At 42.4% G+C, this 14,171-nt stretch carries 14 protein-coding genes; 2 read left to right on the forward strand and 12 right to left on the reverse strand.

The genetic code is table 11. The annotated features are described in order from the left end of the window. Positions 1–93: 93 nt before the first annotated feature. The 3 genes from AC4PM4_RS04720 to AC4PM4_RS04730 form a co-directional block, all read right to left on the reverse strand. Positions 94–318: an alpha/beta hydrolase gene (locus tag AC4PM4_RS04720; protein ID WP_079693625.1), complete on the reverse strand. Its 225-nt coding sequence runs from the start codon at positions 316–318 to the stop codon at positions 94–96. A gap of 75 nt (positions 319–393) precedes the next feature. Next, positions 394–960 (reverse strand): sugar O-acetyltransferase, encoded by a 567-nt coding sequence (locus AC4PM4_RS04725; RefSeq protein WP_079693626.1) that lies wholly within the window; start codon positions 958–960, stop codon positions 394–396. An 86-nt stretch (positions 961–1,046) separates the two neighbouring features. Further along, positions 1,047–1,406 carry a cyclophilin-like fold protein gene (locus AC4PM4_RS04730; RefSeq protein ID WP_079693627.1) on the reverse strand — a complete coding sequence of 120 codons (360 nt, stop codon included), beginning with the start codon at positions 1,404–1,406 and terminating at the stop codon, positions 1,047–1,049. A 259-nt stretch (positions 1,407–1,665) separates the two neighbouring features. Here AC4PM4_RS04730 and AC4PM4_RS04735 point away from each other — a divergent pair, with 259 nt between their 5' ends. Beyond that, positions 1,666–2,211: a TetR/AcrR family transcriptional regulator gene (locus AC4PM4_RS04735; protein WP_063567455.1), complete on the forward strand. Its 546-nt coding sequence runs from the start codon at positions 1,666–1,668 to the stop codon at positions 2,209–2,211. Positions 2,212–2,398: 187 nt separating this feature from the next. Here the strand turns inward: AC4PM4_RS04735 and AC4PM4_RS04740 are convergent, their stop codons facing one another. The 7 genes from AC4PM4_RS04740 to AC4PM4_RS04770 form a co-directional block, all read right to left on the reverse strand. Beyond that, on the reverse strand, positions 2,399–2,689 hold the full coding sequence (locus AC4PM4_RS04740; protein WP_143806487.1) for a beta-xylosidase family glycoside hydrolase: 291 nt from the start codon (positions 2,687–2,689) through the stop codon (positions 2,399–2,401). Positions 2,690–2,718: 29 nt separating this feature from the next. Beyond that, the gene (locus AC4PM4_RS04745) at positions 2,719–3,078 is read right to left on the reverse strand and encodes a hypothetical protein (RefSeq protein WP_143806488.1); all 360 of its coding nucleotides are present in this window, start codon (positions 3,076–3,078) and stop codon (positions 2,719–2,721) included. A 407-nt stretch (positions 3,079–3,485) separates the two neighbouring features. Further along, positions 3,486–4,337, reverse strand: a complete 852-nt coding sequence (licT, locus tag AC4PM4_RS04750; RefSeq protein WP_064640837.1) for a BglG family transcription antiterminator LicT — start codon at positions 4,335–4,337, stop codon at positions 3,486–3,488. A gap of 17 nt (positions 4,338–4,354) precedes the next feature. Continuing rightward, entirely contained in the window at positions 4,355–5,797 is a 1,443-nt protein-coding gene (locus tag AC4PM4_RS04755) for a glycoside hydrolase family 1 protein (protein ID WP_079693629.1), read from the reverse strand. A gap of 49 nt (positions 5,798–5,846) precedes the next feature. Then, positions 5,847–7,805, reverse strand: a complete 1,959-nt coding sequence (locus AC4PM4_RS04760) for a beta-glucoside-specific PTS transporter subunit IIABC (RefSeq protein ID WP_079693630.1) — start codon at positions 7,803–7,805, stop codon at positions 5,847–5,849. Between the two features lie 297 nt (positions 7,806–8,102). Continuing rightward, positions 8,103–8,711 (reverse strand): chloramphenicol phosphotransferase CPT family protein, encoded by a 609-nt coding sequence (locus AC4PM4_RS04765; RefSeq protein WP_079693631.1) that lies wholly within the window; start codon positions 8,709–8,711, stop codon positions 8,103–8,105. Positions 8,712–9,187: 476 nt separating this feature from the next. After that, entirely contained in the window at positions 9,188–9,910 is a 723-nt protein-coding gene (locus AC4PM4_RS04770) for a class I SAM-dependent methyltransferase (protein WP_161490639.1), read from the reverse strand. 989 nt (positions 9,911–10,899) lie between these two features. On the opposite strand from AC4PM4_RS04770, the gene AC4PM4_RS04775 reads away from it, so the two are divergent. After that, the gene (locus AC4PM4_RS04775) at positions 10,900–12,225 is read left to right on the forward strand and encodes a hypothetical protein (protein ID WP_491612869.1); all 1,326 of its coding nucleotides are present in this window, start codon (positions 10,900–10,902) and stop codon (positions 12,223–12,225) included. 275 nt (positions 12,226–12,500) lie between these two features. Here the strand turns inward: AC4PM4_RS04775 and AC4PM4_RS04780 are convergent, their stop codons facing one another. Both AC4PM4_RS04780 and AC4PM4_RS04785 read right to left on the reverse strand, forming a co-directional pair. Next, positions 12,501–13,466, reverse strand: coding sequence for a DMT family transporter (locus tag AC4PM4_RS04780; protein WP_244552084.1), 966 nt, complete (start codon positions 13,464–13,466; stop codon positions 12,501–12,503). Continuing rightward, a complete protein-coding gene (locus AC4PM4_RS04785) occupies positions 13,459–14,073 on the reverse strand; it encodes a non-canonical purine NTP pyrophosphatase (RefSeq protein WP_079693634.1) in 615 nt (204 codons plus the stop codon). The genes AC4PM4_RS04780 and AC4PM4_RS04785 overlap by 8 nt, the downstream gene beginning before the upstream one ends. Positions 14,074–14,171 lie beyond the last annotated feature (98 nt).

The raw sequence follows: 14,171 nt of genomic DNA on the forward strand, positions 1-14,171 counted from the left end.
TAAAGATGCTGCCAGGGCATAAAGGTACAGGATAAACAAAAAAGGACCGAAAGCAATCATCGATGGAAGATGAACACTTACGGGTCCTTTTTTTTATTTTTGTACTAATTTCATCCATTCTTTCAGTGCCTGAACAACCTGCTGAAGCTGTTCCTGACCTGTAACCTTAGGCGCGCTGTCTCCCTTTTGCATCCGGTAGGAGCCAAGTTGACCATGGTTGCCACCCTTTATACTCACGAATGTCGTGTTTTTCGGAAGATTGGTTTTGGCTTTTTTCCACGCTTCCCTGTTCAGAACACCATCATTACTTGATGTCACTCCTCAGTCAGGTTGGGAACTTTATGTCTTTCTACATTTTTATTTTTCTATATATTCCCGATTACATGAGCGTTTCTATTCCAAATTCTTTATAATTTTCCCAGGAACACCTGCAGCAATCGTATTGGGTGGAACGTCCTTGGTGACCACTGCACCTGCAGCAACGATAGAATTTTCTCCGATCGTAACCCCAGGCATGATCATCGTGCCTGCACCAAGCCAAGCGTTTTTCTTGATGACTATTGGAGTAGATATCGTGGAGCGTCTTTCAGCTGGTTCCAGCGGGTGGTTAATGGTAATCAGGTTAACTTTTGGACCTATCAATACGTTATCTTCGAGGGTTATCCCACCTCTGTCCATAAAAGTACAAGCATGATTGATAAACACATTTCTTCCCACTCTGATATTCTTGCCAAAATCCGTGTAAAAAGGAGGAAGAAGTCCAAACGATTCATCCACCTCTACTCCCGTTAATTTCGAAAACAATCCTCTGACTTCTTTCGCTTCATGATATGAGTTGTTTAATTGCATTGTAATTTTCTGTGCTTCAACAATAAGATCATGAATTTTATAATACTCCGGGTCATTTAAAGAAATTAACTCGCCATTTTTATCTCGTTCAAGAATGTCTTTGGGTTTCATTTCACTTTACTCCTTTTCCATATAGATAAACTAATCAGTAGTCTTCCTTCTCTAGATAACTTCACCTCTGGAAACATTCCTGCGGTTTATTCTGCAAGCGACCAGGTGACTTGTACATGCCCTGAACCAAGCGTAGCTGCCAAATTAGACGGATCGTCAACACTTCCGAGTAGTACATACCCGCCATAAGAATTGGAGAAAGTCTGATAAAAAAGCACCAAAGTGTTTCCGGACCAGGACATAATTTCACCGGCATGAATGGTTTCAGGGCGTTCGGTAGATGCAGCAGGAAGCTCCTCGGGCAGATCATTATACTTTTCTAGCCCATTCAGTTCTTTCATTTGGATGGTCATCGGAAATTGCGCTATCAGGGCTTGTGTCGTTTCATTGTTATTTAAAGTTGCTGTAAACGTGCTGCCGCCAACAATAATATGGATGGGAATCACGCTGTTTTCCTCCGTCTGATGATCTACTGTTTCAGCCGTTACCTCCAGATTTTACGAATCCTCTCCATTCGAACCGGTTCAGGGTTGTCTCTGCCGCAATGTAGTCGTTTAGTCAAACGCGATTTTGATCGTTTACACGACATGTGTATAATATTATATTGAATCTAGGCACTTACAATCGTTAAATGATCTGTGTTTGTCGATTATTCTACAAAATCCCCTGAATTGACTATTAACTAAGAGAGCTTGGTGTAAATTCGTGCCTAAAATAGATCGAAGAATACTCAAATCACAGGAAGCAATAAAAAAGGCCGTCATTGAATTGATGTCAGAAAAGAATTTCGATTCCATTACGATCCAGGAGATTTCCAACAGGGCAAATGTTCACAGGGCAACCATCTACCTGCATTACACAGATAAATTTGATCTGCTGGATAAACTGATTGAAGAGCATATTAACAACATGAAGGACATCAACCAATATGCATGTGAAATGGAGTGGAGTGAAGCGAATCTGGTCTATTTCGAATACTTTGAGCGCAATTATTTATTCTTTTCAACGATGTTGGCGAGTAAAGGAGCTCCTTCTTTTCGTGCCCGGTTCCTTGAGTTTCTTATTGAAGAATATAAAGGTGAAGTAAATATGAACGAAGAAAGAAACCAGGGATTGGATGAATTGATTGTGGGCTCCTTTATGGGAACAGCTTTTGTAGGAATAGTGGAATGGTGGATCACGAACGGGATGCCGTATCCACCTCATGTCATGGCAAACCAGGTTGGGGTCTTGCTTGAGAGGGTTGTATAAGAGGGATATCAAACGAACGAAACAAAAAAGCTGCTAATTCAGCAGCTCCAGGCTATCGAGACATTCTCGGCAGCTTGAGCCCTGTTTAGCAGAGAGGTTTTATCCGTGCCTATTCAATATGATTATACTCCTCGAAATCGTAATTCGTTCATCATGGCAAGCAAAGTCAATTTGAAACTAGTCGTATTTACAACAAATATCCCAACGGACACCAGACTCTATACCCTTGCGCAGAACCCATGGCATAATCCACGCCCCCATTAAAATGAACCAGGCCCGCTCGAAGTCCATCCGACATTCCCACCAGATCAAGCTTGGTATCCACCTGTAGCCCTGTCGTCATGAGGTAACGTTGAGATAGCGTATTGCCAGCCCGGAAAAAGCCACTTTCCTTGATAGGTCTGAATCCCTTCAGTCGCAAATGTCCCGGCTGTTCAGCGAGAGACCAGTAATCCGCCCATAAAATACCATTGTCCATCTGGTGTATGCCTTCCCCTTTATAACAATTCACATATACTCTGAATACTCCTTCATGATATTGAATGGAAACGCCTGCAAGCGATCATATGCCGGTTTCGTTTTATCCAGCTTGCTCTGATTTCGAATATCATAATCCAGCGATCCACTGGGACGGTTCCTGAAGTCCTCGAACGCACTCGCCCATGGCTCTGCACCAATGGCAACCTTCTCCTGCATTAGCTTCAGCGCATCACCAGTGAAACCCACGGAAGGATGTACGAATCCTGACGGGCTTACCGTCTCCAAGATTGCTGGCTGGGTATGGATAACCGAATCATCGGCGGCCACCCTGCCGGGAACGTAACTTATAACCGCACAGATGCTTACGACCAACACACGAATAACCATCCATTTAACAAGGTTATAGCACTACTTCATTTCTATTGCCTCCTGATTCGCTTAAATGTAGAATTCATCATTATTGCCTCTGGATTTTCTGCTGTCTTCTCCTTTCCTTTGGGATATTTTTCTTCATGAAGCGTAAATAAAATCCGGTCTGAAGTGAACCCAAATTTCAATAAAAAAAGTAGGTGAAAACTATTTTTTTCATAAATAAATCATCGACAGGCACCATACGAATAGATTTTTGCAAATATAAAAGACCGTTTCCCGAAAGAATACGGGAAAACGGTCATAGTTAAAAAGTATCTTTTTCCCTGTCTATTAACAGGCATATGAACATACTAGAAATCAAGGGCATCAGATATTCAGAGAATCGCTCCTCCTAAGTAAGGGAATATAACTTTAGCTTTGTTTTATAATCCTCCCTCGTCACCTTGCTCCTCCTGCACAATTCGAGCAATGTGAATCATCAAATATAATAATTCCTCGTTCGATATGGAGATATCCAGCATGTTTTGTACGTAGGTTTTGATCATCTCCGCGCATTTGTATTCAAGCGGATGCTCCTTCGCCATGTGTTGAAATATAAAATCTTTCGCCGAATTGCCCAGACGCCCTTCTTGTAAACGCTGGATGAAGAATTGCAAATGTGTGACGAGTCTCACATAATGGATGGAATTTTTGTTCAATTGTATATCAAAGGTGTATTGAATCAGGTTAAAAATATCTTTTAACATCTTAACGGATTGCATCGTGCGCTCCATATTCTGCTCATGTGTTTGGGCATTCACGAAATGAAAAGCGATATTACCTGCTTCTTCTTCCGGCAGTTCAATGCCCAGTTCTAGATTCAGCATCTGAACGGATTCAACCCCCAGTTCGAACTCGACAGGATGAAACCTCTGGATCTCCCATAACATGCGATTCTGTAATGCTACCCCTTTTTTCCATCGCTCAATAGCAAACGACAAGTGATCCATAAGCGTAAAGAAGATTTGATCGTCAAGAGACAGCTTTTCTTTGGCATTGGAAATCAGTTTGTTTATGACATTCACATGTTTTTCTGGCATGTTTTCGATGGTTCGTACGTAAGCCTGGGCAGACGGATTATTTTGCAGAATGAATCGTTTCTGGATGTGCTCCTCATCGAGTCGCTCGCCGACTTTGCCTTTGAATGCCAAGCCTTTTCCCATGACAATCATTTCTTGTCCCTGTTCATCTTTGGTCAGAAGCAAGCTGTTATTCAATATTTTGATTACTCTCATGCATTCATCACGATCCTTTATTCTTTCGTGACCGCCTGATCCGAGTTTCCGATACATCTGCCATTCTGTTTAATGACCTCCTGATACCACGAGAAGCTTTTCTTCTTCAAGCGCTTCAAGTCTTTCAGATCCTGTTCACCGCGGTTTACATAGATCATGCCGTAACGTTTCCCATAACCTTGATGAGTGCTTACCACGTCAATCACGGACCAAGGGCAATAACCAATCACATCTACCCCATCCGTTAGAGCCAGTCTGACCTGTTCCAGGTGTTTCTTAATAAAATCAATCCGGTACGTATCGTTAATGGTGTGATCTGCCTCCAGTACATCCGGAGCACCTATACCATTTTCCGTAATTAGAATCGGGAGACCATATCGTTCACATACCTTACGTAATGTTAGCCTCAGGCCAACCGGGTCAATGACCCAGCCATATTTTGTTTTTTCGGTATAAGGATTCTCCGCGGCCCGGTATACTCCCTGCTCGCCAAGCATGATTTGCTGATCACCCGCACGAGCTGTAACATCCGACGCATTGCCCGTACTGGCGGCAATGGTTGCCGTCGAATAATAATTGATTGCTACCAGATCGGGGCGGCCAGACCGGATATCATCCATGTCACCCTGCTCAATAACCGGCTCAATGCCACGTTCATGTAAATAACTCCAGAATAATGGGTTATACCGTCCCCATACTGATAAGTCGAGAAAACCCCATCCGCGAATCGTCTCCCAGTTATGTGCAGCGATTGCATCTGCTGGTCTGGAGGTTGCCTGGTACATGGAAGTCATGTTCAATGCAGGACCGATCTTGCCTTGCGGGAGCATGTCATGAAATAGTCGCATCGTTCTGCCTTGAGCCACAAACATGTGATGATTTTGCTGATACAGTTCCTTACTGGAAGGCAAACGTCCGCCCTTCGGTGTGCCAATGGCTCCCGGATGAAGAATCATCGTATTTTGCTCATTAATGGTCAACCAATATTTCACTTTATGCCCGTAATGCTCAAACAAGATACGCCCGTACTCGACAAAAGCATCGATCGTTTCCCGGTTGTTCCATCCTCCCGTTTTCTCAAGCTCGTAAGGTAAGTCGAAATGGTACATGGTCACAATGGGTTCGATACCATGGAGCAGCAATTCGTCAATCAATTGGTGATAGTAATTGAGTCCTTTTTCATTAACAGCTCCTGTGCCCGAAGGCAAGATTCGAGTCCATGCAATCGAAAAACGATATGCTTTGAGGCCCAGCTCTGCAAAAAGCTTCACGTCTTCTCTGAATCGGTGATAGTGGTCGCTCGCTACTGTGAAATCGGCGGTTCCGGCCGGATGATCACACATATCGATGACGGACAGACCTTTGCCATCTTCGTTCCAGGCTCCCTCCACTTGATAAGCAGAGGTAGAGCCTCCCCACAGAAATTCATTGGGGAACGGTTTGATGTGTTGATATAACATCTCAAGCACTCCTTCATTTTAATGTTTATGACGGACCGTATTAAGCTTGTTATGAAAGGTGGATAATAGTCGCTCCAACCTCCACAGGACTCTGCTGCTCCAGCTTAATATCCGGGAAACGATCCGAATTGGCGATAATGATCGGGGTTATAACTTCATATCCTTCCGCCTTGATGGCATCGATATCGAAGCTGATCAACAAGTCACCCCGTTGTACCCGATCCCCCACTTTAATGGAAGAGTTGAAATGTCTCCCCTTCAGGTTGACGGTATCCACTCCAATATGAATGAGTACCTCTTCTCCATCATAACCATTTAATTTGACCGCATGTTTGGAGTCCATGAAAGCCGTAACTTCACCTGTGATTGGTGCATACAGTTCTCCTTTTGCAGGGATAATTGCAGCGCCTTTACCCAGCAATCCCAAAGAGAAAACATCGTCTGGTACACGGTCCAGATGGACTAATTCCCCTTGCATCGGGCTGGCGATCGTAAGTGGGCGTAATTCATTTTGGCTCGGTACATTTGCATTTGTTGTTGCAACAGACTGCGTGCCGGCCGTGTTGTCTTTAACAGGCTGCCCGGAAAGCATCTTGTCATCGTTAACATTGGAATTGCCTTCTTCTTCATCGTCTACTGGATCTTCAAAACCAATGATCCATGTCAGGGCAAAGGTAACGATAAAAGCAATCAGACAAGTCACAATAGCATGAACGATGTTCATCGGATTGCTGCCAATGAAGGCAGGTAACGCGGCAAGCCCTGGAGAAACGAAGGCATAACGTACTAATCCGGTCAGACCAGCGTATATCCCTGCTACGCCACCACCAATCATTGCGGCAATTAAGGGTTTCTTCAGTTTCAGTGTTACACCGTACAAGGAGGGTTCCGTGATGCCCAGCACAGCGGTGAAACCGGATGAAGCAGCGAGCTGTTTCAGTTTTTTGTTTTTGGTTTTTAATGCTACAGCAAGCGTAGCCCCACCTTGAGCAATATTGGACGCTAGCATTCCCGGACCGTTGATCATTTCATATCCATTTTTGGTCAGTTGGCTAGTTGCAATCGGCGTCATCGCCCATGCAGTGCCTGTCACGATCAGGAACGGTTGCAAAGTTCCCATTAACAAAGGAATCAGCCAACTGGCTCTGGCATTAATCGCTTCTGCACCCAGCGCAACCAGATCATTCAGGTACGTTCCGAAAGGCCCGATCGCCACCAATGCAAGAGGTGCTGTAATCAATAGCACAATCATCGGTTTCGTGAAAAATTTGATCATTGAGGGCGATACTCGATCCGCGAAACGTTCAATATAAGACATGAGCCAAACGACAATAATAATTGGCAGCACGGAACCTGCGTAATCGGTTAGTCGAACTGGAACACCGATGAAAAACACGTCTTTTCCTTCCGCCATCAGGGCGCTCCATCCCGGGTGTAACAAAACACCAGCAACGGTCATCGCCAGAATTGGACTTGTTTCGAACTTAATGGAAGCTCCATAAGCCAGCAGAATAGGCATGAAATAAAACGCCGCATCCGCAATGGTGTTAAGGATGTAATAGTTTTGGCTTTCTGTAGTTACGAGGCCTGTCAGCACAAGTACGGCTAATATCGCTTTGATCATACCCGCGCCAATAATTGCCGGTATTACCGGAGTAAATGTCGTCGAGATTACGCTTATGAATCTGGAAATCCAGCTCTGTTTCTGCTTTGGTCCGTTATTTTTGCCGGAATCTGATTTGGACTCCGCACTTTGGGTTGCTGAACCCATCTGCTGAGTGATAACTCGGTAGACCTGCTGCACCTCATTGCCCACGACAACCTGGTATTGTCCACCATTGTTCACAACGGTAATGACACCTGGAAGAGCTTTGAGTTTTTCTGTCTCCGCTTTGGAGATATCGTACAGTTCGAACCGAAGTCGGGTTGCGCAGTGCGTAAGCCGAGCAATATTATCCTTCTTTCCAACCAATTCCGTAATCTCTTGTCCCAACTTGCGATAATCCATACCTTTGCCTCATTTCTGAAATTGGATATAAAAAAGACCAAAACGATATGCCTCCCCCTACTCACATAAGGAAAATGCAAAATCATTTTGGTCATGCCTGCTTTACCAGTAACAGCCAAACACTGCTAATATTCAATTCATTATTGATGTAAACGTTTACTGGATCATAATATCACACAACAATTTAGTTAGCAATCACTTTATTCGACATTTTTCTTTATACCTATTAACAGGAACGAGAGCCGAATGACCCGAAGCGTGAATATGATGTTAGCTGATGGATACGCCTTCTTTGAACTACTTACTTACACTTTCCCCCTTAATCAACTTCTTAAAAGCAGTGTATTCTTTATTAGATCTTATAAAATTTAATATCTCATTGGCACACTCACTCGATCTCATTATTTCAGTATTAAATTCAAGATCATATTCATTAAAGCAATACACGTTATCGTATTGTGAATTTGCTAAACCAATCTCCCTGTCTCCTCTAAGTTGTTCTCTTCTAGCAAGTTCTTCCTTTGAACATTTAACTTCTACGAATATGACAGAGTGATCTGATAATAATTCAATACAAGTATTGAACCATTTGTCATTACCTATAACAGAATCTACAATTACGTTGTTTCCCATCGCAGAAAATAGTTTTATTGTCGAGTAGTATAATGAAATCAACGGATCTGCAAGAATTTGATTTACTACTTGTCCATCCTCTGCACCATTTGCTTCCATACTCGGATATGTGCTATTAATGAAATCTTTATAACTATGAAATAGTCCATTAATAAAATTATCAAATGATAAATGTTGAAATGGGATATCACTTTGAGTTAATAATTCATTAGATATGCTTGTCTTTCCAGAACTTGAAGTACCATTAAGAAGAACTATAATCCCTGGCTTCAATAGAATCCACCTTTCATCATTTTATTTTTGCGTATCTTTCAGCTAATACTGAACTTCATGAATTATCCATTTTAAAGTATTCGCGAAGTTATTGAACAATCCTGCCCGTTAGTTTAATGAATTGACAGGCAAACTAATGATTAGATATAACCCTAATCAGCAATAGGACCAAGTTCTTGTCCCAAGTCAAGGACAAAAACTTGTACCGATAAAACAAAAAAGCCGCTATAATAGCGACTTTAATGGGAATATATTCTTGTCCTTCGACACTTACCCTTTATGTATACAGCTCCAATTACGTGGAAAGTTGCCAGACTATTCCTCATTCCGCGCTAACGGAGAACGTTAGTCAAAACGACAACAGCGGCAGTCTAAGACTTTATTTATCAAGTCTTGGTCCGCCGCTGCTTCTTTTAATTGATCAGTCCAATTCTTTATTTCAACCGAACATTTAGTGTTATCTATATTGTGCTGCTCTAGACAGTTTTGGACCCTATCCCATACTGAAAGTACTTAGGGGTGCAATGGACATGCAATTCAATTCCCGCACTAGCAGCAATTTGCTCAATCTCTTTATCGCCAAAGAAATTCTTCACTATAGTAGCATGATCACCATTATTAAGCTTCCGAACCATCGTTTGCCCAGATGTCCCCACTACATGAGACTCACGGGTTCCTGCTACTTCTCGATCATCGATAAAGAACATTTTCCCTCCGGGCTTCAAACAGCGTGATACCATGGTGAAGAAGCTCGCCAGTCTCTCTCTGGGTAAATGAGATATCCAAAAAGTAAAAGCAACTGAATCGTATAACTGATCCGGAGACCAACTGAAAAGATCTGCAATGATCGTTCTTACATTGGGTTCAGATACTACCGGATTATGCGAAAGCATTTCTTCGGAACCGTCTACAAGGGTCAATATAAGGGCTTCTTTTAAGAACAGACTACTCCAAGTGCCAGTCCCCGCCGCAAGTTCAAGAAAGTCACCATGAAAATGTTCAGCTTTAAAAGCATTCTTAATCGTACTGATCTCATCGAACCAGATTTGGTTAGCTTCGTCTCCTTGATTAAATGTGCCTCGACGGTACCACCAGTCATCATACTCTGGAGCTCGTTCTTTATAATATTTCAACTGATCTTGAAGCTGCTGATCTGTCACACTTTCGTACGAAGCACCGTTGGTTTCCTTGCTGTTCATGCAAACATCCTTCCCTTCTCCCATCCGGAATTCAGATTCCTACATAGTAAAACCGTTCAATTGGAAGCAAGCACTTCTGGTTCGCGTTTGAGCCGTTCTCAAGTAACGGAAACGAATTATCCAGAACACTCTCTTGCTTCAATTCCCTGCATTAATACTCTGTGTAGCATTGTTAATATTATAATCATAGATACAACAATTATATGATACATCAACTTTAAAACTTGAAACTTTTTATTCTAAAATCATTATGTAATTCGCATTCAATATAGATGATCTAACGTTGTTTCTTTAGGGAAGGATTTCGTGGCTACTTGTCGAAGTAATATAGACAATGATTCAGACAGGCAGGGGAATTTAATGGACTATAAAGCATCCATTCAAGAGATCGAAACCGCACTCCTGTGCTTTTATCTCGCCAGATGATCTACATCATGATACTATTTAGATAATTAACTAAACCGAAATGACACAATGTTCTTGTCCTCACCTTGGGACAAGAACTTGATTCCTTAAAACAAAAAAACTGCTATAATAGCGACTTTGAAAGGAATAATGTTTGTGCGCCGCGACAATAACCCTTAAAGACCGTTCACCCGAGTATCGGATGAGCGGTCTTTTTATTTTACTTCTTGTACTGATTGCCGTGTAAATCCCCACTTCTCGGTTTAAGGATCATCGATTGCATTTCTTATTTAGCATTTTCATGTTGATAAGGACATTTGCATTTATTAAAGAACGGTTCTTTTTATTTAAAAGTTAATACTCAATGCTGCTGGATGAACTGCGCTCATCAAAGTTGTATTTGAATGCAACATGGAAGAAGACTGATCCTTCATCTGCTCAATTGATTTTCATTTGGTAACTGACAACTTGATCAGAGAACTGGCTAGCGATTTTCATTGGTAATATTTACTTATTAAACTGTGTTCTCTTCTTTGTTAAAGTGGATAAGCATTATCAAGACAAAGATGGGAGTTTTAATAGACATGAACGTTCTCACTAAATCCATCATTGGTCTGCTTTGCGCGACGACACTAGCGGGCACGTATTTCAGTTATACGGAGCATCAGGATAATCGACAATGGGAGCAGCAACAACAGCGCAATACGCAATACTCGTCGCATATGCAATCGATCTACTTGGGCAATTTCGACTATGCGCTTGCGGAGTCCCTTGCGGCACCTACGTTTGCAGATCGGCAAGCAGCACTTCAATCTGCGATTGAAAATGCCAATCTTATATTGCAATTAATAAGGAGTGCATCCGCTACAACGAACATTCAATCTTGGCCAGCGTATGAATCTTTTATCACGAACGGCAGTCGCTACTTGGCCTATCCCGCCAGCGAGAAGGAAATTTCGCTCAACCAGAATCAATTAGAACAAATTCAGCGTCTGAGAAAGTTCGCGAGGACCGCCCTACCGTATCTCGATCTGATGAGAGAGAAAGGTGACGGCACCTCTTTATCGGATATAGAACGGATCTCGACCGAAATGGAAGAGGCCTTGTCTCAACTCGACTCGGTGTCCACGTACGGCAATAAAGCCTTTAACGAGTTCCTGTACAATCAGAATCCTTACGCACCTCCGAAGCCAGGAACCGTTTTCGCCGGTGAAACCACTTATAAGGCTACGGAGCTTGCGGCCAAAGCGAAAATCTTTATGGGCGAAGCTTGGAATACAGGAGCAGGTAAGCAAATCGTCAACATGGTCTCAGGCGGGAGCAGCCCCCAATTAGGAGAAGTCATGGATTTCAAGTTATCAGACACCGCTGGAAAACCAACCAGCACCTATATTGCAACACTGAGTAAAAGCGGACACGTGCTCCAAGTGACACGCGACGCCTCGACCTCCGAAGAAGAAGCTGTGGAGCAATCGATGGACTTAAAGCAGGCTATCTCGGTAGCAGACACCTGGATGGCGCGTTGGTCTGACGAACGTCTGACAATAGTAGCAAAAGAAATAAAAAACACCTCAATTCATATCACTTATATTCCGGTTCGGGAGCAAGTTTCCATTCCGCAGATGCAAGTTTTATGGGAGTTTGATCGCCGTACTGGTGCGTTAAAGAGCTTTGATGCGTATAATTATTTTTACAATTACAATAAAACCTTTCCACTTCACCCGAAACTGACAGCGAAGCAAGCCTTTGAGAAGCTCGGACCAAAAGTAAACGTCTCGGGTAAGCCAAAGCTGGAGATCCACAACAGCAAGCTTGTATACGCATTTTCTGTCACTGGAATCGAAGGCGTTTCTCACGTATACATAAACGCCCTCACAGGCGCTTACGAAGACATCGATTACAGCTTATAACCACAACAAAACTAGGCAACCCCACGTACACCTCGCTGAGGGCAGCCTAGATTTTTGCGTGCCGATGTGGGGCCACCACAATTCAACTATTCTATCCGTTAGTTGAATAAAAAGCAGCAGATCACATTGGTCAGCTGCTTTCTTGGTTTTATTAAGCTAACGTTTTCCCGTTGTTTCAGGTGCTAACAAACCTAGTTTATTGAACGGTGTTGATTTTAGGTTGTGTTATGTCTTATTAATTGAAACACTTTTAACAGTTTAGTTAGTACTATCAGTTACTGAGTAAGCCGTTTTAAATGCGAGTATATTTGCACAAATACTATAGCCAACCCTGCCATCAGTAGCCCCAGCACCTCAACAAATGATAAATTACGATGTAAGAAGAGAACATCTAATACAGTGACCTCCAATAGCATCAAATTGTTGATCAGACTATTTTCATAGGCTCTTAAGTGCTTTTGACTCCAAGTCCATAAGGAGAATGCAAATGAACCATTTATGATCCCCAGCCAAAGTAGAATACCGATAAGTGGCCAAGAGAAGCTCGGTAACCCTTCAAATAATAGTCCTATTATTAACATACCAAAGGCACCAATCGACATAGGAATGAGAACAAGATCTCCCGGCTTTGCTCTGCCGTTTTTTAGTAAGTGCCTCGTAAAGGCCAAATGGATAGCATATCCAGCACAAGAAGCAAGTATTAATACAATTCCGCTAAAATGGCTTTTCCCAAAATCCCAAGGGAAATAGAAAACAACAATTCCAGCAAGTGCAGCCATTATACCTATAAATGATGAGCGACCACGTAACTCTCTAAGCCAAAAAACGTCGAGTATAAGTAAAGCTGCAGTATTACCAACGGAGAGTATCATACTCGTTTGTGTTGGTGTTATAAACATTTGGCCAGCGTACTGTAGTCCCTGTGCCATTAGATATCCGGTTACTCCAAGAATAACCAAATAATAGGGTCGTAATTTGATACGTGCATTTCCCTTTTGAGTATCCGGTTTTGGCATGATCATAGTTCGATTCACCAGAATCAACCGAATTAGCAGCAATGTAATTGCAGAAACAGTGTATCGTAATCCAGCTAATGTAAAAGGTCCAATATTATGCTGAAACGCAAACTTATTCAAGATATAAGAAGTCGACCAGAGCAAAGTGACCAATACGGCTGCACCAATGGCGAGAAAATAACGATCTTTGACTGTACCTACACGACTTGAGTCTTCCTTAGTCAATAGAGACACCTCTTGCTTCGTGAGAAATGAGCCATTCTTTGATACACTCCGTTGCCTTTGCTAAAGCCTGCCGATGATGATCATTAATTTCAATAGTGGGTGATCCTTTTTCAGCAATGGTTAAACCGCTAGGCAACTCAAAAATGCGAGAATAACCACTCGCTAGCTCACCACGTGGACTGAACGCAATTCTTCCTTCTAACTTTCCATATGTAACTGAACTACTACCATCCGGGAAACGGATTACGATTACACTCATAAATCGTGCGTCACGAAGTGGAGGGTTATGTACATGTTTTAATTTTTCAAGCAATTTTAAACTTCGATCATCATCTGTACCTGGAGCCCACCGGGCAGTACGAACACCAGGCTCTCCATCCAAAACACTTACACATAACCCTGAGTCTTCCGCAACTACTATCCTATTCGATGCTAGCTGTACTGCACTGGCCTTCAAAAGCGCGTTTTCTTCAAAAGTTACTCCGGTCTCGTCAACTTCGTTCACTTCACCTGAAAATAACGCCCTGGTTTGGATCGGTAATTCCATTAGTCCTTCCTTAAGCCATTTTATTTTCCTCGTGTTCCAAGTGGCTAAGACAATTTCCATAACGTTCTCCTCCTATTTAGCTACACTTATAGTTCGTATGTTATGATTGTAGTTAAAAAAAGGGAAATAAAAAGAGTATACTTTTTAATTGGAAACTT

It is taken from the genome of Paenibacillus sp. MDV22-iso6 (assembly GCF_058408365.1).

Excerpts from the sequence above, each read along its gene's own strand:
- AC4PM4_RS04745 (WP_143806488.1), bottom strand. The coding sequence starts at position 3,078 with ATGGTTATTCGTGTGTTGGTCGTAAGCATCTGTGCGGTTATAAGTTAC.
- AC4PM4_RS04770 (WP_161490639.1), bottom strand. The coding sequence starts at position 9,910 with ATGAACAGCAAGGAAACCAACGGTGCTTCGTACGAAAGTGTGACAGAT.
- AC4PM4_RS04740 (WP_143806487.1), bottom strand. The coding sequence starts at position 2,689 with ATGGACAATGGTATTTTATGGGCGGATTACTGGTCTCTCGCTGAACAG.
- AC4PM4_RS04755 (WP_079693629.1), bottom strand. The coding sequence starts at position 5,797 with ATGTTATATCAACACATCAAACCGTTCCCCAATGAATTTCTGTGGGGA.
- AC4PM4_RS04785 (WP_079693634.1), bottom strand. The coding sequence starts at position 14,073 with ATGGAAATTGTCTTAGCCACTTGGAACACGAGGAAAATAAAATGGCTT.
- AC4PM4_RS04725 (WP_079693626.1), bottom strand. The coding sequence starts at position 960 with ATGAAACCCAAAGACATTCTTGAACGAGATAAAAATGGCGAGTTAATT.
- AC4PM4_RS04760 (WP_079693630.1), bottom strand. The coding sequence starts at position 7,805 with ATGGATTATCGCAAGTTGGGACAAGAGATTACGGAATTGGTTGGAAAG.
- AC4PM4_RS04775 (WP_491612869.1), top strand. The coding sequence starts at position 10,900 with ATGAACGTTCTCACTAAATCCATCATTGGTCTGCTTTGCGCGACGACA.
- licT (WP_064640837.1), bottom strand. The coding sequence starts at position 4,337 with ATGAGAGTAATCAAAATATTGAATAACAGCTTGCTTCTGACCAAAGAT.